Source organism: Clostridium sp. AM27-28, assembly GCF_003480955.1.
Taxonomy (GTDB): domain Bacteria; phylum Bacillota; class Clostridia; order Lachnospirales; family Lachnospiraceae; genus Otoolea; species Otoolea fessa.
Genome location: NZ_QUJT01000009.1, coordinates 22,345 through 39,960, shown reverse-complemented (window position 1 = coordinate 39,960; position 17,616 = coordinate 22,345). Strand labels below are relative to the sequence as shown.

Genomic DNA, 17,616 nt, shown 5'->3' with positions numbered 1-17,616 from the left:
TTTAGGAAGGATGTGGAGGAGATAGATGGCTGCGATTCAGGTCTTGGATTCCAATACAATCAATCAGATTGCAGCCGGCGAGGTCATTGAACGGCCGGCGTCGGTTGTCAAGGAGCTTTTGGAGAATGCGATCGATTCGAAGGCGACGGCGATCACGGTGGAGATTCAGGGCGGCGGTCTGCAGACGATCCGGGTGACGGATAACGGAAGCGGCATTGTGCGCGAGGAGATCCCACTGGCATTTAAGCGCCATGCGACCAGCAAGATCCGGACGGCGTCGGATTTGTTTCAGGTGGCATCGTTAGGGTTCCGCGGCGAGGCGCTGGCGTCGATCGCGTCGGTGGCGAAGGTGGAACTGATCACGAAAACAAACGATTCGATCAGTGGTTCCCGTTACCGCATCGAGGGCGGCGAGGAACTGGGACTGGAGGAGGTCGGTGCGCCGGAAGGTACGACCTTTATCGCCAGAGATCTGTTCTACAATACACCGGTACGCCGGAAGTTTTTAAAAACGCCGGCGACAGAAGGATCCCATGTGGCAGATTTAGTCGAAAAGATTGCCCTGTCGCATCCGGAAATCTCCATCCGTTTCATCAATAACAACCAGAGCCGTCTCCATACCTCTGGAAATCATAACTTAAAAGATATAATTTATGCGGTCTTTGGACGCGAGATCACGGCAAACCTGATTGAGGTGGATGCCGGAGCTGATCCGATCCGGGTAGGCGGCTTCATCGGTAAGCCGCTGATCGCGCGCGGCAACCGCACGTATGAAAATTATTTCATCAACGGACGCTATATCAAGAGCAGTATCATCGGAAAGGCGATCGAGGACGCATATAAACCGTTCATGATGCAGCACAAGTATCCATTTACGATGCTGCAATTTACGATCGATCCGTCGTATATTGACGTCAACGTCCATCCGGCGAAGATGGAGATCCGTTTCAGGGACGGCGAACAGATCTACCGGACGGTCTACCATACGATCGCGATGGCACTCGCTAACCGGGAACTGATTCCGGCGGTTTCGCTGGAGAATGAGAAGGATGCAGAGAAAGAGCTGAAGATTCCGGGGCTGGAAAAGGGAGTGCTGCCGGAGCTTCCAACCAGAAAGATGGAAAGCAGCCAGGGCAGCCGTCCGTCCTTAAAACCGGTCCGTATCCGTGAGGAACATCCGGAACCGTTTGAGACGAAACGTCTGGGGGCGTCGCAGGCAGAAATGATGTCGGTCTCGGAAGATATGCCGGGATATGGGGCTGAAAACGGCAGCGGATCAAATGTGGCTGTGTCAGGAACGGGGCGGTTCGATGAAGTGTTTGGAAGAACCGACACAACCGGCAGAGTTGAAAATGTTTCAATTAATACAGAGTCAGATCTGCCAGAGCCGACCACGTCAGCGCCTTCCAGCGAATCCGTCTCAGCTTCAGCGGGGCAAACTGTATCTCCTGCATCTGTTTCAACGGGAGTGACCCAGTCCGCCCCATCTGAAAAGCCCCGTCAGATGGATCTGTTTGAAGATAAACTCCTGACCAAACCGGCGCGTGCGAACCACCGCCTGATCGGACAGCTGTTTGACACATACTGGCTGGTGGAGTATCATGATAATCTGTACATCATTGATCAGCATGCGGCGCATGAGAAAATCCTCTATGAGCGGACGATGGCATCCCTTCAAAAGAGGGAGTACACCTCCCAGATGATCGATCCGCCGATCATTTTGAGTCTCAACAGCAGTGAGCAGCTCAAATTAGAGCAGTATATGGAACATTTTACTTCGATCGGATTTGAGATTGAGCCGTTTGGCGGCAAGGAGTACGCGGTGCGTGCCGTTCCGGCGAACCTCTTTTCCGTCGCAAAACGCGAGCTTCTGATGGAGATGATCGACGATCTGGCGGAGGGCAATGGAAGCGGAACCCCGGATCTCATCAATGAGCGTGTGGCGACGATGTCGTGTAAGGCGGCGGTCAAGGGCAATCACACATTATCATTTGCCGAAGCGGACAAGCTGATCGATGAGCTTCTGGAACTCAAAAATCCGTATGCGTGCCCACATGGACGCCCAACGATCATATCGATGAGCAAATATGAGTTGGAGAAGAAATTCAAACGGATTGTATAACCCATTAAAAGGAGAGAAAGTCTTATGGGAAATCTGGAACAAGCGGCTGAAAAAAAGCCCCTGATTGTCCTGACCGGACCGACAGCAGTCGGAAAAACGGCACTGTCCATTCAGCTTGCCAGGCGGATCGGCGGCGAGATCATCAGCGCGGATTCGATGCAGGTGTACCGCCACATGGATATCGGTACGGCAAAGATACGCCTGGAGGAGATGGACGGTGTGCCGCACCATCTGATCGATATTTTAGAGCCGACTGAGGATTTCAATGTCGTGCGGTTTCAGGCGCTTGCCCGCGCGGCGGCGGAAGATATTTACAGCCGCGGAAAAATTCCGATCGTGGCAGGTGGAACCGGCTTTTATATTCAGGCACTGCTCAATGATATTGATTTCACCCAGATCGACGAAAATACGCAGTTTCGGGAGGAGATGGAACGCCTGGCAGCCGAACAGGGGGCGGAAGTCCTGCATGAGCGCCTGCGGGCGGTCGATCCAGAATCGGCGGAGGCGATCCACGCAAACAATGTAAAACGTGTGATCCGCGCGCTGGAATATTATGAGCAGACGGGCGAGAAGATTTCTGCCCACAATGAGGCGGAGCGGGCAAAGATTTCACCGTACCATTTCTTCTATTATGTATTAAATACCGATCGGACAGTTCTCTATGAGCGGATCGAGAAGCGGATCGATGAGATGATGGAAGAGGGATTGGTCGAGGAAGTGAGGCAGCTGCAGGCGATGGGCTGCAGGCGTGATTCAGTGGCGATGCAGGGACTTGGATATAAAGAAATTCTGGCATATTTAAATGGCGAAATGTCGTTGGAGACAGCGGTCAATATCCTGAAACGCGATACGCGCCATTTTGCGAAACGTCAGCTTACCTGGTTCCGGCGGGAACGCGACGTGCGTTTCTTATATTTGCCGGAATTTGATAATGACCGAGAACGCGTGCTGGAACATATTCTGCAGGAATTAGCGGCGGAAGCGGGTATTATGGAGTGTGATTCATAAGATGGATGGAACACTCCAAAGTATAAGAAACCAAAAAAGAATTATAGAATAACCGACAACAGGAAAGGAAGCACCATGGAGTTAGAGAAAATGTATGGCGACCTCGGCATTTCGAAAGAAGTGCTTAAATATGGAGCCAGAATCGAAGCGGCTCTGGAAGACCGTTTCACAGAGATCGATGGCAATGCAGAGTACAATCAGTTAAAGGTAATCGCTGCGATGCAGAAAAACCGCGTCAGCGATATTCATTTTTCCGGTACAACCGGATATGGTTACAACGACCTCGGACGTGAGACGCTGGAACAGGTATATGCGGATGTATTCCACACTGAGGACGCGCTGGTGCGCCCGCAGATCGTGTGCGGAACGCACGCGCTCTACACGGCATTAGCCGGAAACCTGCGCCCGGGCGACGAGCTGCTTTCGCCGGTGGGAAAACCGTATGATACTCTGGAGGAAGTGATCGGCATCCGCGAGTCCAACGGTTCCCTGCGGGAGTACGGCATTTCATACCGTCAGGTTGACCTGCTGCCGGACGGAACCTTCGATTACGACGGCATCCGCGCGGCGATCAACGAGAAGACAAAACTGGTAACCATCCAGCGTTCCAAGGGATACGCATCCCGTCCAACCCTCTCGGCAGAGCAGATCGGTGAACTGATTGCATTTGTTAAATCCATCAAACCGGAAGTGATCTGTATGGTAGACAACTGCTATGGCGAATTCGTTGAGCGGATCGAACCGAGCGATCTCGGTGCGGACATGGTAGTCGGTTCCCTGATTAAAAACCCGGGCGGCGGACTGGCGCCGATCGGCGGCTATATCGCCGGAACCAAACAGTGCATCGAAAATGCAGCGTACCGCCTTGGTTCTCCGGGACTCGGACGTGAGGTCGGCGCGAGTCTTGGCGTCAACCAGTCCTTCTTCCAGGGACTTTTCCTGGCACCGACCGTTGTATCCGGCGCATTAAAGGGAGCTATCTTTGCGGCAAACGTCTATGAGCGCCTGGGCTTTGATGTGGTTCCGAACAGCACGGAGCCGCGCTATGATATCATTCAGGCGATTACGTTTGGAAAACCGGAGGGTGTTATTGCGTTCTGCCAGGGCATTCAGGCGGCGGCGCCGGTTGACAGCTATGTATCGCCGGAACCGTGGGATATGCCGGGGTATGATTCCCAGGTTATTATGGCAGCAGGTGCCTTTATCCAGGGATCCTCGATAGAACTTTCCGCGGATGGTCCGATCAAACCGCCGTACAGCGTATTCTTCCAGGGCGGACTGACCTGGTACCATGCGAAGTTAGGCATTTTAATGTCCCTGCAGAAGCTTCTGGATGCGGGCATAGTAAAACCTGAGCAGCTCAAAATCGACTAGAAATGACGTTTTTTGAATGATTTTGTAATTAATTTTAAGAAAACTTTAAAAAAAAATCTGCCGGACTGTCTATACACATTCCGGCAGTTTGTGCTAAGATAATAAAGATTATAGAAAGGGACGGTATTCGGTATCATGAATCGAGCAAAAAATTTCTGGATTCTTCTGCTGCTCCTGATGACAGGGATTGTGTTAGGTGGATTTATCGGAAATATGGCATCCGGCGTCAGGGGACTGTCGTGGCTGAATTACGGACAATCCTTCGGTCTGATGGACCCGGTTGTTCTTGATTTAGGAATCCTGGTTATCACGTTTGGTCTGTCAATCCGGGTGACGATGGCGAGCATCATCGGCGTTGTCATTGCACTGATCGCATATCGTCTGATTTAATCAAAGAATCCCGCCTGGTGGGAATGGCTTTCTGTATGCAGAGGAGAGGCACGCAGGAGGACAATCAATGAAAAAAGAAACAGAGAAACCAGTAAAAAGTTCTGAACCGGCCGGTGGATGGCGTCTTACCATGAAAGATATCCCTGAAAAAGACCGCCCCTACGAAAAATGTGAGAGGGAGGGAGTTGGGGCACTGACGGACGCCGAGCTTTTAGCGATCCTTATCCGGACCGGAAACCGGCAGGAGTCGGCACTTTCCCTGGCAACCCGGATTCTGGCGCAGGCGCAGCCGCCGGGAATTTTAGGGCTTTTGCATCTGACTCTTCCAGAACTGATGGAGCAGAAAGGAATCGGCAGGGTCAAGGGAATCGAACTTTTGTGTGTGGGAGAACTGTCACAGCGGATCTGGCGCACCTTGACGCTTTCAGAAGCACCTGCGTTTACGGCGCCGGAGGCGATCGCCGCCTTTTATATGGAGGAAATGCGTCACAAAGAGCAGGAAGAGATGCACCTGATGATCCTCAATACGAAGCAGAGGCTGATTCGGGATATCCTGCTGTTTCGGGGAACCTTCAATCACTCTCCGGCGTCTCCGAGGGAGATATTTATCGAGGCGCTGCGCTATCATGCAGCCAGCATCGTTTTAGTACATAATCATCCGAGCGGGGATCCTACCCCCAGTGCGGAGGATCGGCGGACGACCGTCCGGATTCAAGAGGCGGGCGCTATGCTGGGAATCCGGCTTTTGGATCATGTGATTATCGGCGAACAAGCCTATTTTAGTTTCAAAGAACGGGGAATACTATCATTATGAAAAACAGCAAGTATATTCTGGCAGGTATGTCAGCCTTCTGTCTTGTGCTGATTACAGCAACGTCTATCAAATCAAGCTTTCTGATGCCGCTTCGGACGGGTGTCGGTTTTGTTCTGGTACCGCTGCAGTCAGGCGTCAACGCGATTGGCACAGGTCTCTACAATGCGCTTGAAAATTTTTCCTCCCTGCGGGAGGCGCAGGAGGAGAACAAAAATCTCCAGATGCGTCTGGATCAGATGGTGGAAGAGAACAACCGCTTGCAGTCGGAGCTTTACGAGTTAGACCGTCTCAGAGAGCTGTATCAGCTTGATCAGGAATATATGCAGTATAAAAAAATAGCCGCCCGTGTCATTGCAAAGGACTCTGGAAACTGGTTTCAGGTATTCCGGATCGACAAGGGAGCGGACGATGGCATCCAGGAAGATATGAACGTCATGGCAGGCGGCGGACTGGTCGGTATTGTAACCGATGTCGGGGCAAACTATGCAACTGTCCGCGCGATCATCGATGATGACAGCAACGTCAGCGGCATGTCCCTGCGGACCGGCGATACCTGTAATGTATCCGGCAACCTGACGCTTTACCAGGATGGACGGCTGGGACTTGACCATATCAAGAAAGAGGCAGATATCCAGGAGGGCGACAAGATCGTGACCTCCAACATCAGTGATATTTTCCTGCCGGGCATTCTCATCGGTTATGCCTCCGGGCTGACGACCGATGCCAACAACGTAACCAAATCCGGTACAATCATTCCGGTTGCAGATTTTGATAACCTGCAGGAGGTACTGGTAATCACCCAGCTGAAAAATGGGGATGGAGGCGATAATAATGCGGAAGCTGCTGATTAACCTTGTCATGCTGATTCTGGCATTCACGATCCAGATCTGCGTGTTCCCACAGATCGCCTTCTTATCTTCGGCTCCGAACCTGCTGCTGATTGTGGTGTTTGTGTGCAGCTTCATCGAGGGGCGCGAGCGGGGGATGTTTTACGGGCTGGTGGCAGGTCTTTTTATGGATCTGTTTTACAGTGGACCATTTGGCTTTTATACACTGTTTTTCATCAATCTGGGGTATGTCAGTGGAATCTGCAACAAGTATTATTATGAAGACTACATCACGCTGCCGCTGCTTTTGAGCCTGGCAAGTGATTTAATCTATAACCTGTACATCTATGTATTCCGGTTCCTGATACGGAATCGTCTGAATTTTGGGCATTATCTGGTCTCCATCATTATCCCGGAGATCATATTTACCACGGTTACGACGCTTGTCGTATACCGGTTTTTCCTTTTTATCAACCGGAAACTGAAAGAATGGGAACAAAGGAGAGATTCGAACATTGTTTGATGACCTGAAAGAATATCTGCGAGAATGGTTCAAAAAAGTGATTACCTCCCGGCTTTTTGTCCTGGCGGTTGTGTTCTGCCTGATGTCGTCCGCATTGGTGATGCGGTTGTTCAACCTGCAGATCATCAAGGGCGAAGAGTATCAGGATGCATATACAGCGATGACGGAAAAAGTCATAAAGACTGCCAGCACGCGGGGTAATATCTACGATCGGAACGGCAATGTGCTGGCGTACAACGAACTGGCATACGACGTTACCATACAGGATACCGGTGCGTACAAGACGGATGCACAGTGGAACACGATGCTCTACGATCTGGTATCGATCTTGAATAAACACGGTGAGAGCGCACAGACCAGTTTAGAGCTTACGCTCGATCACGATGGAAATGTCGTGTATACCTCCGAGACACAGTCCGGACGCAAGCGATTCCTGCGTGATTATTATGGTCTTAAAAATGTGGATGAGATGGACGATTCAGATGGTAAATACCCGTCCGACATTTCAGCGCCAGATCTGCTGGAGCGGATGAAAAAGGAGTACCACCTGACACTCGGTGACGATAAGAACCGGGACGGGCGCCCGCTTGACAAAGACGGCAATCCGATCGATGTTTCGGATGAGGTGGCGCTGCAGATCGTCGGTATCCGCTGCACGATGCGTTTTACCGCGTTCCAGAAGTACGAATCGACAACGATCGCGACGGATATCAGCGATGAGACCGTTGCAGACATTTTAGAGCACGCAGCCGATCTGGTGGGCGTCAATATACAGGAATCGACGATCCGTGTGTACAATGAAAGCCTCTACTTTGCGCCGATCATTGGATATACGGGAAAAGTAACGAGCGAACGTCTGGAGGAGTTAAAGGCGGTCAACGATGACTATGAGTTAAATGATGTCGTAGGCCGTACCGGTATCGAATCCTCGATGGAGCTGGAATTAAAGGGTAAGAAAGGTTCCCAGACGGCATATGTAGATAACGTCGGAAGAATCCTAAGCGTGACCGGGGAAGTCGCACCGGTGGCAGGCAACGATATCTGGCTGACCCTCGATCTGAACCTTCAGAAGGGTATTTACCACATTCTGGAGAAGCAGCTGGCGGGCGTCTTGTTAAAGACGATTGTCAACCAGGATGAGAAAGATATCGCTTATATCGATTCTTCCAGTATTAAGATACCGATCAAGAAGGCATACTTCCAGCTGATCAACAACAACGTCCTCTCGATTGACAATTTCGCTTCCGAAGAGGCATCCGATGTGGAACAGCAGATTTATCAGAAGTACGAAAGCTCACGCGTGCGGATTGAACAGGAACTGCGGGGCGAACTGCAGTCTGAAAATGCAACGCCGATGAACGCGCTGTCAGAGGAAATGCAGGCATATATGCAGTATATCTATTCGTATCTTTCTTCCAGCAACAAGGCGATTGTCCAGCGTGATGCGATCGATACGTCCAGTGACATGTATCAGGCGTGGAAGAACGGTACGATCAGTCTGCGGGAATACTTATATTATGGAATTGCCAACAACTGGATCGATACGACGAAGCTGGACATCCAGAGCCGGTATTCGAATGCGGACGATGTCTTCACGGCACTGCTGGACGACTGTTTCCGCGATCTGGAACAGGATCCGGCATTCGAGAAACTGATTTATCAGTATTTAATCAATAACAATGTTGTGACCGGGCGCGAGCTCTGCATGGCGCTCTATTCCCAGAATGTGCTTGCATACGATGAGAATGAGGTCAACCTGCTGCGTGTCAGCGGGGAAGAATATGCGTACCAGTTCCTGATGAATAAGATCCGCAATATTGAGATCACACCGGCGCAGCTGGCACTTGACCCGTGTACGGCGAGCTGTGTCGTGACGAGCGCGAAGACTGGCGAGGTGCTGGCACTGGTATCTTATCCAAGCTATGACAACAACCGGATTTCGGACAGCACCTATTTTGCCCAGCTAAATGCCGATCAGTCGCTGCCGCTGCGAAACAATGCGACGCAGACGCTGAAAGCACCAGGCTCCACCTTTAAGCCGATCACGGCGATTGCAGGTCTGGAAGAGGGGGCAATCACGCTTTCTGATATGATTAACTGTACCGGTATTTATGAGGAAGTCAGCAATCCGATCCGATGCTGGAAATATCCGGGCTTCCACGGACCGCTAAATGTCGTGGGAGGCATCGAAAATTCCTGTAACTATTTCTTCTCGGAGGTGGCGCACCGCCTGTCCACAGAGACAGATGGAAGCTACAAACCGGAGAAAGGTCTGGAGACGCTGAAAAAATACGCGACCATGTTCGGTTTGAACCGGACTTCGGGCATTGAAATCTCGGAGGCGACGCCGTCTATCAGTGATACCGATCCGGAGCGTTCCAGTATGGGACAGGGTACGCACCAGTTTGCGAGCGTGCAGCTTGCCCGCTATGTGACGGCGCTTGCCAACCGCGGCACGGTCTATGATCTGAGCCTGATTGATAAGGAGACGGATTCCCAGGGTAATCTGGTCAAGGATTATTCGCCGGCTGTGGCGTCAACCCTTGATTTCCAGACAAGCACCTGGGATGCAGTCCAACAAGGTATGCGCCAGGTAGTTACCAACAGTTCGACCAAGCGCGTGTTTGATGGTCTGGACGTACACGTGGCCGGTAAGACCGGTACGGCGCAGGAGTCCCAGAAACGGGGCAACCACGCGTTCTTTATTTCGTTTGCACCGTATGAGAATCCGGAAATTTCGGTGACGGTCAGTATCCCGAATGGATATTCTTCTTCGAATGCGGCGATGGTGGCAAAACACGTATATCGTTACTTCTATGGCTATGCGAGTCTGGATGATATCCTGAATTCAGGAGCATTGGATGCGTCCAATGAACGAATCAATGGAGATTAAGAGGTGATGGAACTATGAAAAGTTCCGTAGTAATAAAGGGATGTAAGTCCGGTATGACGGTAATTCTGAATCCGGACACCCCCTTTGAACAGTTACTGGAGGATGTAGGGAAAAAGTTTAAAGAAAGTGAAAAATTCTGGGGATCCGCCCAGATGACGCTGACCCTGGAGGGGAGAGAACTGACCCCAATCGAGGAACTGCAGGTGACGGATGCGATTACCGCCAATTCCCAGATAGAGATTCTCTGTCTGCTGGATACTGACGCTAACCGCATCGCCCGCTGTGAAAAGGCGCTGACCGAGCGGCTGATGGAGCTGACTGCCCGGACGGGACAATTTTATAAGGGTAATTTATCCCGGGGCGATCTGCTGGAATCCGATGCGAGCATCGTGATCATCGGGGATGTGGAGCGCGGCGCGCGTGTCAGCGCACGGGGCAATATCGTCGTCCTCGGCACGCTGGCGGGTTCCGCCCATGCTGGGGCGGCGGGAAGTGAGGACGCGGTGATCACCGCGCTGGAGATGTCGCCGATGCACCTTCGGATTGCTGATCTGACAGCCAAAACGCGCAGCCAGGGTAAAAAGATGGGGCGCGGACCGATGATTGCATCGGTATCCGGTGGAAACATTGACGTAGAATCGGTCAAAAAAAGTTTTTTAGATTATTTTCATTTTATTTAGCGTATTTAATGGATTTAAGACTGGAATTATTCTACTTTTTAGAGTAGAATAAAATGGTAAAACAGAATACAGGAGGATGTTCCTATGAGCGAAGTTATCGTTATTACTTCCGGAAAAGGAGGCGTCGGCAAAACGACAACCTCAGCGAACGTCGGCACCGGGCTTGCCATGCTTGGCAAACGGGTGGTTCTCATCGACACCGATATCGGTCTGAGAAACTTGGATGTCGTCATGGGACTGGAAAACCGGATTATCTACAATCTGGTCGATGTGATCGAGGGAAACTGCCGGATGAAGCAGGCGCTGATTCGAGACAAAAGATATCCTGACCTGTTCTTATTACCTTCCGCCCAGACGCGGGACAAGTCGTCCGTGAGTCCGGGGCAGATGATAAAATTAGTAGAAGACTTAAGAGAAGAGTTTGATTACATACTGCTTGACTGTCCCGCCGGGATTGAGCAGGGCTTTCGCAATGCGATCGCCGGGGCGGACCGGGCGCTGATTGTCACGACACCGGAGGTATCCGCGATAAGGGATGCTGACCGGATCATCGGACTTTTAGAAGCATCCGGGGTCGGGCGTATGGACCTGATCATCAACCGGATCCGGAGCGATATGGTGCGCCGGGGCGATATGATGTCGGTGGATGATGTGATGGATATTCTGTCTGTCCCTGTGATTGGCACAGTCCCGGACGATGAGGATATCGTTATATCCACGAATCAGGGCGAACCGCTGGTCGGCATGAATGGATATGCCGGGCAGGCATATTTAAACATATGCAAACGAATACTTGGAGAATCGGTACCATTTATACAGCTTGATGCGTCTCCGGGCTTCTGGTCCCGGATATCCGGCTTCCTCAAACGTGCATAGGAGGGGACGCTATGATTCTGATTGCAGAACTGTTTACGAAAAAGAATTCCGGCGAGATAGCCAGAAAGCGTTTAAAACACCTTCTGACTGCCGATCGGGCGGGCTGTTCGCCGGAACTTCTGGATCTGATTCGCGCAGATTTCCTGAGGAGCGTGTCACGTTATCTGGAGATTGATCCGGGGGATGTGACACTCCGGATTCTGAGGACATCCTCAGAACAGCCGGCGGAGGTATTCCCGGCGGTCTGTGCGTCGGTGCCGGTTCTTACTTTAAGGAGCCATTTACAGCATGATATTCGATTACCAATTTAGAAATTACAACTTTCGAGCCCTCATTTATATGATTCTGCTGAGTGTTCTCGGCATTTTGGTTGTCGGGAGCGCCAGCAATCAGGACCGTTCCTCTGTGATAAAACAGATTATCGGAGTGGTTGTATCCCTGATTATCTGTCTGGTTCTGTCTTTGATTGATTACCATCAGTATTTCCGATTTACCACGCTTATCTATGTGGTCTGTGCCGGAATGCTGGCGGCAGTTCTTTTGTTTGGACGTACCACCAAGGGCGCGACCCGCTGGCTGCGGATCGGCGGGATTCAGATCCAGCCGTCCGAGTTTGTAAAGATCGGTCTGATCCTAATCCTGGCGAATTTTCTTTCCAGAAACCGGGATAAAATCAATGAGCCAAAGACATTGGGGATGACGGCGCTTATCTGTGTCCTTCCGGTCGGCATGGTATATTTACAGCCGAACCTTTCCACCACCATCGTCATCTGCTTCATGATTCTGTGCATGGTTTATGTAGCCGGTATCAGTTACAAATGGATTGCCGGTGCGGTGGCGGTCGGGGTACCTGGATTTGCGGCGCTTATCTATCTGTCGCTGCAGGGATTCATCCCGTTTCTCCAGAAATACCAGGCACAGCGTATCATGGGAAAGATTTTCCACAGCAGCAGTGAATTTACGGATCTGAACCGTCAGCAGGATAACTCCATGATGGCGATCGGCTCCGGGCAGCTGCGCGGCAAGGGGCTTTTTAACAACACATTAAGCTCCGTCAAGAATGGAAATTTCCTCTCGGAGGAACAGACGGACTTTATCTTCGCTGTTATCGGAGAGGAGCTTGGGTTTGTCGGCGGCGTGGCGGTCATTGCCCTCTATGCGCTGCTGGTGTATGAGTGCCTCTGGATTGCAGCGCGCGCGAAGGACACAGCTGGACGTCTGATTGCATCGGGCATGGCGGCGCTTCTGGCGTTCCAGAGTTTTGCCAACATTGCGGTAGCCACGGGAATCTTCCCGAACACGGGTCTTCCGCTTCCTTTCATAAGCTCCGGACTTAGTTCGTTGCTCAGTATGTTTATCGGAATGGGAGTTGTTCTCAATGTTGGATTGCAACGAAATAACGTAACCGTTCAGTAAGTACATGCATGGACAGTGAAGCTGCATGGAAATTGAATTTTATGGTTATGAAAAATAGGAATCATTAAGGAGGCAGGTATAGATGTATATCGGGTTAATCGCACATGATGCGAAGAAAAAACTGATGCAGAACTTCTGTATCGCATATCGCGGCATCCTGAGCAAGCATGAACTCTATGCGACAGGAACGACAGGCCGCCTGATTGAGGAGGTTACAAATCTGACCCTCCATAAATATCTGCCGGGTCATCTGGGAGGTTCCCAGCAGCTCGGCGCACAGATCGAACACAATCAGATCGATCTGCTGATTTTCCTGCGCGATCCGTTGGCGCCGAAGCCGCATGAGCCAGATGTTAATGATGTTGTCCGCCTCTGTGATATTCACAATATCCCGATGGCGACAAACCTGGCGACGGCAGAGCTTCTCGTTAAGGCGCTTGACCGCGGCGATATGGAATGGCGGGAGATGTACAAATGAGAAAACAGACAATCGGACTTGCGGGCGCACTGATGCTTTGCGGTATCAGCATGCTGATCGGCTGTGGTGCCCGCGGTCTGGAACAGGCATATTCATTTCAAGAACGGGAAGCGCAGATGACGCCAGCGGCAGGTGCCGGGCTGGCGCCCTTTTTTGCCTCTTCTCTCTGCGTACCGGAATCTGCAGACGGCGATATTGCTCCAGATGATGCGGTGACGGCGCAGGCGGGCGCATTGTTTGATGTGACCGACTCCAGCGTTATATATGGTAAGAACATCTATGACCAGATGTACCCGGCGAGCATCACGAAGGTAATGACGGCGATCATCGCGATCGAGGAAGGCAATCTTTCCGATGCGGTGACGGCAAATGATGACGTCGTGATCCGCGAGGCAGGCGCTTCGATGGCAGGCATCAAGCCGGGCGATACCTTTACGCTGGAGCAGCTCTTATACGGACTGATGATTCCGTCCGGCAACGATGCAGCCAATGCGATTGCGGATCATATCGCCGGAAGCACGGATGCGTTTGTGGAGAAGATGAATGCGAAAGCGAAGGAACTCGGTGCGACCCACACGCATTTTGTCAATGCAAATGGTCTGCACAGCACCGACCACTATACAACGGCATATGATCTCTACCTGATTTTCAACGAGGCGCTTAAACTGCCGCTGTTTTGTGAGATCATCAACGCGCAGTCTTATACAGCTGATTATACCGATGCAAATGGAGCCGCAAAACAGCAGGTCTGGAAGGTTGGCAACTGGTATCTGAAGGGAGACCGCGAGGCACCGGAGGGAGTGACTGTCTTAGGCGGCAAAACCGGCACCACACAGGCGGCTGGCTACTGCCTGATCATGGCGAGCGATGGGGACGATGGCAAGGAATATATATCGGTTGTGCTAAAATCTGCAAATCGTCCGTCACTTTATGACAATATGACGGAAATTTTGACTAAAATTTCAAATAAGTGATTGCAATATTTATAAATTTATACTATAATTATTTATACAATAAAAGATTTTACATACAACTTAAATAAACTCAAGGAGGAGATTGTTATGGTTCAGATCATCGCAGGAGCAAAGGGAAAAGGAAAAACTAAATATTTACTCGATATGGCGAACACGGCTGTCAAAGAAGCCAAGGGTTCCGTTGTCTATCTGGATAAGAGTTCCAAACATATGTATGAGTTGAATAACCAGATTCGCCTTATCAATGTACAGGAATATCCGATTGATACCAGCGATGGATTTATCGGATTTATTTGTGGTATTATCTGCCAGGATCACGATCTGGAGCAGATGTATCTTGACAGCTTCCTGAAACTTGCCTGCCTCGAGGGAGCGGATATTGAAGAGACCTACAAGACGCTGGAGACCATCAGTGAGAAATATCATGTAAAATTCGTTTTAAGCATATCCATGAATGCAGCCGATCTTCCAGAGTGCGCGAAAGAAAGTGTTGTAGTATCTTTATAAGAGATTCAAAATGAACGAAACCGCAGCTGTCAGCGCAGGGCGGAGACAGGAGACTGTCCGATTCATCTGAAAAAGGAGAATTGGATGGTCTCTTTTTTTTCCTAATTTTCTAGTTTGGGCTCAAAACCATCTTTCCACATTTTCATTGAAATGCTTCTTTTGCAGGTACCACCTTTGGGAAAAAATAGATATGCTTTTACATTTTTTTCAAAATTATAAGTATTTCCTATCATGCATATGAAATTTTTTGTATTGGATAAAAAAATTACAAAATATACTGAAAAATAATTGTAAAATTTCGATTTATACGGTATAATGACACGTGTCGGGAGACAAAAGATTCCGATGCGTCTATTTGTGAGACAGATACAAAAGTATGCGGAAATCATTTAAAAGACAGGAAGGAAAATACTATGAATGCAGAATTCTACCAGGGGAACCGACAGCGGCTGTATGACAGCCTTCCGGATCACACCCTGCTTCTCCTGTTTTCCGGTTCTTCCATCCGAAAAACAGCCGATGAAAATTATCCGTTTTATGCCGATCGGAGTTTTCTCTATCTGACCGGCATCGGGCAGGAACACACAGTCCTGATGGCAGAGAAGGACGGAGAAGAGGTACAGGAAACACTTTACATACTTCCGCCGGATATGCTGGCCGAGCGGTGGACCGGGAAACGGTTCACACCGGAGGAGGCCAAGGCGCGATCCGGGGCCGCGCAGATCGCATCGAGCGGCGAGTGGGAAAACCGTCTGAAACTTCTGATGCGGAGCGGACGGTTTGAGCGGATTGCGATGGATCTGTACCGGCACGATCCGGAGGATGCAGATACCGAGAGTATCCGGATGGCACGGAAACTTAGAAAGTGGTACCCGGCAGCCACACTCACGGATATTTCCCGTCAGATACGCCGCCAGCGCACCATCAAGCAGCCGTGTGAGATCGAGGCGATGCGGGAGGCAGTCAAGATTACAAGGGACGGCATTCTGGCGATGATGAAGGCATCAAAGCCGGGAATGTACGAATACCAGTATAAAGCCGAATTCGACTACGCACTGGCGCAGCACGGATGCCTTGCACCGGCATTTCCGAGTATCATTTCCGCGGGAGCCAATAATTTCTGTATTCACTATTATGAGTACACAGGGCAGGCGAAGGACGGCGATATGATTCTCAACGACGTAGGCGCCCAGTACGACCACCTCTTCAATGATGTATCGCGCGGCTGGCCGTGCAACGGAAAGTTTTCCGAACGGCAGCGACTTCTTTACACATGTGCATACCGGACTTCGCAGCACATGTTCTCTATCATCCGGCCGGGAATGAAGATGGCAGACGTGGACCGGCTGGCGAGGGAATACAATTTCGAACAGCTCAAAGCGATCGGCTTATGTGACCGGTATGAGGATGTCGGCAGATATATCTGGCACGGCGGCGCCCACCATGTTGGCTGGGACACACATGATCTGGTCGATGTCGATATCGTAGAGCCGGGTATGGTTTTCTGCGTGGATATCGGCATCTACTGCGAGGAATGGGGCATCGGCTTCCGCCTCGAGGATAACTGCCTGGTAACGGAGGATAGCTGTGAGAATCTGACAGCATCCATCCCCAGAACGATAGAGGAAATAGAATCAGTGATGGGAGGAGAGTAAGCATGGAACAGTTACTTGCGTATATGCAGAAAGAGCACCTGGATGGCATGTTCATCAGTCGTCCGGTCAATGTAAAGTATGTCAGCCATTATACCGGCGAAGATTCCTGGCTTTTTATCACGGAGCAGGAAAAATTCTTTCTGACAGATCCGCGCTACACCGAGCAGGTTTCCTATGAATGCCCGGATTACACGATTTTGAACTGGAGAGACACCTACGGTTCCATCGGAAAGGCACTTGCCTACGCAGCGGAAAAGGTTGGGGCAAAGACGATCGGCTTTGAAGCAGCCCACCTGACCGTTGAACAGTACCAGAACCTCCAGTCGGAGGTAAAAGCAGAGCTGGTACCGGCGGACGGTATCATCGAGGAGTTCCGCTCCATCAAGAAGCCGGAAGAGATTGAGTGCCTGCGTATCTCCTGTGACATTGCTTCAAGGGCATATGAGAAGATTCAGAAGGATATCCGGGTCGGCATTACCGAGAAAGAGCTGGCGGCGCGTTTAAGCCTCTATATGGTTCTGGAGGGCGCGGATACACAGCCATATGGCAATATCCTCATCTCCGGTGCGAGAACATCCCTGCTTCATGGAATCCCGTCTCAGAAAGCGATTGAGTACGGCGATCTGGTCCTGATGGATTATGGATGCCAGTATCACGGTTATTTATCTGATATGACGCGTACCCTGGTAGTCGGACGCGCAACGCCGAAGCAGAAGGAAGTATACAGGATTGAGCAGCAGATGGTTGCCGCGGTGGAAGGATTCTTAAAAGACGGTGTTTCGGCATCGGATGCATATTATGAATCTACGAAGATCATCGAGGGGAGCGAGTATTTTCCATATCACTACACAGGAATCGGACACGGCGTCGGCATGTTTGTCCATGAGATTCCATTTATGAGCCCTGTTTCTAAAAATATCGTGCATGCCAATAATGTCATGACCGTGGAACCGGGTATCTATATTCCAGGATGGGGCGGTATCCGCATTGAGGATCAGCTTCTCATCACGGAGACAGGCAATGAAAACCTGATCAGCGCCACAAAGGAACTGATTGAGCTTTAATAAAAAAGGACAAGG

Annotated in this window: 17 protein-coding genes; all 17 read left to right on the top strand. The window is 50.7% G+C overall.

The genetic code is table 11. The features are described from left to right. Positions 1–25 precede the first annotated feature (25 nt). The 17 genes from mutL (at position 26) to DW720_RS10520 (ending at position 17,601) form a co-directional block, all read left to right on the top strand. Entirely contained in the window at positions 26–2,122 is a 2,097-nt protein-coding gene (mutL, locus tag DW720_RS10600) for a DNA mismatch repair endonuclease MutL (RefSeq protein ID WP_118749607.1), read from the top strand. Positions 2,123–2,146: 24 nt separating this feature from the next. Then, on the top strand, positions 2,147–3,130 hold the full coding sequence (miaA, locus tag DW720_RS10595; protein ID WP_106999846.1) for a tRNA (adenosine(37)-N6)-dimethylallyltransferase MiaA: 984 nt from the start codon (positions 2,147–2,149) through the stop codon (positions 3,128–3,130). Between the two features lie 75 nt (positions 3,131–3,205). Next, positions 3,206–4,504: a methionine gamma-lyase family protein gene (locus tag DW720_RS10590; RefSeq protein WP_118749606.1), complete on the top strand. Its 1,299-nt coding sequence runs from the start codon at positions 3,206–3,208 to the stop codon at positions 4,502–4,504. 135 nt (positions 4,505–4,639) lie between these two features. Beyond that, positions 4,640–4,894 carry a DUF4321 domain-containing protein gene (locus tag DW720_RS10585; RefSeq protein WP_106999848.1) on the top strand — a complete coding sequence of 85 codons (255 nt, stop codon included), beginning with the start codon at positions 4,640–4,642 and terminating at the stop codon, positions 4,892–4,894. 67 nt (positions 4,895–4,961) lie between these two features. Then, positions 4,962–5,708: a DNA repair protein RadC gene (gene radC / locus DW720_RS10580; RefSeq protein ID WP_117795350.1), complete on the top strand. Its 747-nt coding sequence runs from the start codon at positions 4,962–4,964 to the stop codon at positions 5,706–5,708. Continuing rightward, the gene (mreC, locus tag DW720_RS10575) at positions 5,705–6,559 is read left to right on the top strand and encodes a rod shape-determining protein MreC (RefSeq protein WP_106999850.1); all 855 of its coding nucleotides are present in this window, start codon (positions 5,705–5,707) and stop codon (positions 6,557–6,559) included. Before radC ends, mreC begins: the two co-directional genes overlap by 4 nt. Further along, complete coding sequence (gene mreD / locus DW720_RS10570) at positions 6,540–7,058, top strand: rod shape-determining protein MreD (protein WP_022359512.1); 519 nt, start codon at positions 6,540–6,542, stop codon at positions 7,056–7,058. The genes mreC and mreD overlap by 20 nt, the downstream gene beginning before the upstream one ends. Further along, a complete protein-coding gene (locus tag DW720_RS10565) occupies positions 7,051–9,951 on the top strand; it encodes a penicillin-binding transpeptidase domain-containing protein (RefSeq protein ID WP_118749605.1) in 2,901 nt (966 codons plus the stop codon). Before mreD ends, DW720_RS10565 begins: the two co-directional genes overlap by 8 nt. A gap of 14 nt (positions 9,952–9,965) precedes the next feature. Next, positions 9,966–10,631, top strand: a complete 666-nt coding sequence (locus DW720_RS10560) for a septum site-determining protein MinC (protein ID WP_117795354.1) — start codon at positions 9,966–9,968, stop codon at positions 10,629–10,631. 84 nt (positions 10,632–10,715) lie between these two features. Continuing rightward, positions 10,716–11,507, top strand: a complete 792-nt coding sequence (gene minD / locus DW720_RS10555) for a septum site-determining protein MinD (RefSeq protein WP_022359515.1) — start codon at positions 10,716–10,718, stop codon at positions 11,505–11,507. An 11-nt stretch (positions 11,508–11,518) separates the two neighbouring features. Next, the gene (locus tag DW720_RS10550) at positions 11,519–11,818 is read left to right on the top strand and encodes a cell division topological specificity factor MinE (protein WP_022359516.1); all 300 of its coding nucleotides are present in this window, start codon (positions 11,519–11,521) and stop codon (positions 11,816–11,818) included. Between the two features lie 28 nt (positions 11,819–11,846). Further along, positions 11,847–12,923: an FtsW/RodA/SpoVE family cell cycle protein gene (locus DW720_RS10545; RefSeq protein ID WP_338108838.1), complete on the top strand. Its 1,077-nt coding sequence runs from the start codon at positions 11,847–11,849 to the stop codon at positions 12,921–12,923. An 82-nt stretch (positions 12,924–13,005) separates the two neighbouring features. Beyond that, positions 13,006–13,401 (top strand): methylglyoxal synthase, encoded by a 396-nt coding sequence (locus DW720_RS10540; RefSeq protein WP_022359519.1) that lies wholly within the window; start codon positions 13,006–13,008, stop codon positions 13,399–13,401. After that, complete coding sequence (locus DW720_RS10535) at positions 13,398–14,375, top strand: serine hydrolase (RefSeq protein WP_182436541.1); 978 nt, start codon at positions 13,398–13,400, stop codon at positions 14,373–14,375. Before DW720_RS10540 ends, DW720_RS10535 begins: the two co-directional genes overlap by 4 nt. 87 nt (positions 14,376–14,462) lie before the next feature. Next, positions 14,463–14,882 carry a hypothetical protein gene (locus DW720_RS10530; protein WP_022359521.1) on the top strand — a complete coding sequence of 140 codons (420 nt, stop codon included), beginning with the start codon at positions 14,463–14,465 and terminating at the stop codon, positions 14,880–14,882. 413 nt (positions 14,883–15,295) lie between these two features. Continuing rightward, positions 15,296–16,537, top strand: a complete 1,242-nt coding sequence (locus DW720_RS10525) for an aminopeptidase P N-terminal domain-containing protein (protein WP_118749604.1) — start codon at positions 15,296–15,298, stop codon at positions 16,535–16,537. Between the two features lie 2 nt (positions 16,538–16,539). Beyond that, entirely contained in the window at positions 16,540–17,601 is a 1,062-nt protein-coding gene (locus DW720_RS10520) for a Xaa-Pro peptidase family protein (protein ID WP_117795358.1), read from the top strand. Positions 17,602–17,616: the final 15 nt, after the last annotated feature.

Excerpts from the sequence above, each read along its gene's own strand:
- mutL (WP_118749607.1), top strand. The coding sequence starts at position 26 with ATGGCTGCGATTCAGGTCTTGGATTCCAATACAATCAATCAGATTGCA.
- miaA (WP_106999846.1), top strand. The coding sequence starts at position 2,147 with ATGGGAAATCTGGAACAAGCGGCTGAAAAAAAGCCCCTGATTGTCCTG.
- DW720_RS10590 (WP_118749606.1), top strand. The coding sequence starts at position 3,206 with ATGGAGTTAGAGAAAATGTATGGCGACCTCGGCATTTCGAAAGAAGTG.
- DW720_RS10585 (WP_106999848.1), top strand. The coding sequence starts at position 4,640 with ATGAATCGAGCAAAAAATTTCTGGATTCTTCTGCTGCTCCTGATGACA.
- radC (WP_117795350.1), top strand. The coding sequence starts at position 4,962 with ATGAAAAAAGAAACAGAGAAACCAGTAAAAAGTTCTGAACCGGCCGGT.
- mreC (WP_106999850.1), top strand. The coding sequence starts at position 5,705 with ATGAAAAACAGCAAGTATATTCTGGCAGGTATGTCAGCCTTCTGTCTT.
- mreD (WP_022359512.1), top strand. The coding sequence starts at position 6,540 with ATGCGGAAGCTGCTGATTAACCTTGTCATGCTGATTCTGGCATTCACG.
- DW720_RS10560 (WP_117795354.1), top strand. The coding sequence starts at position 9,966 with ATGAAAAGTTCCGTAGTAATAAAGGGATGTAAGTCCGGTATGACGGTA.
- minD (WP_022359515.1), top strand. The coding sequence starts at position 10,716 with ATGAGCGAAGTTATCGTTATTACTTCCGGAAAAGGAGGCGTCGGCAAA.
- DW720_RS10550 (WP_022359516.1), top strand. The coding sequence starts at position 11,519 with ATGATTCTGATTGCAGAACTGTTTACGAAAAAGAATTCCGGCGAGATA.
- DW720_RS10545 (WP_338108838.1), top strand. The coding sequence starts at position 11,847 with ATGATTCTGCTGAGTGTTCTCGGCATTTTGGTTGTCGGGAGCGCCAGC.
- DW720_RS10540 (WP_022359519.1), top strand. The coding sequence starts at position 13,006 with ATGTATATCGGGTTAATCGCACATGATGCGAAGAAAAAACTGATGCAG.
- DW720_RS10535 (WP_182436541.1), top strand. The coding sequence starts at position 13,398 with ATGAGAAAACAGACAATCGGACTTGCGGGCGCACTGATGCTTTGCGGT.
- DW720_RS10530 (WP_022359521.1), top strand. The coding sequence starts at position 14,463 with ATGGTTCAGATCATCGCAGGAGCAAAGGGAAAAGGAAAAACTAAATAT.
- DW720_RS10525 (WP_118749604.1), top strand. The coding sequence starts at position 15,296 with ATGAATGCAGAATTCTACCAGGGGAACCGACAGCGGCTGTATGACAGC.
- DW720_RS10520 (WP_117795358.1), top strand. The coding sequence starts at position 16,540 with ATGGAACAGTTACTTGCGTATATGCAGAAAGAGCACCTGGATGGCATG.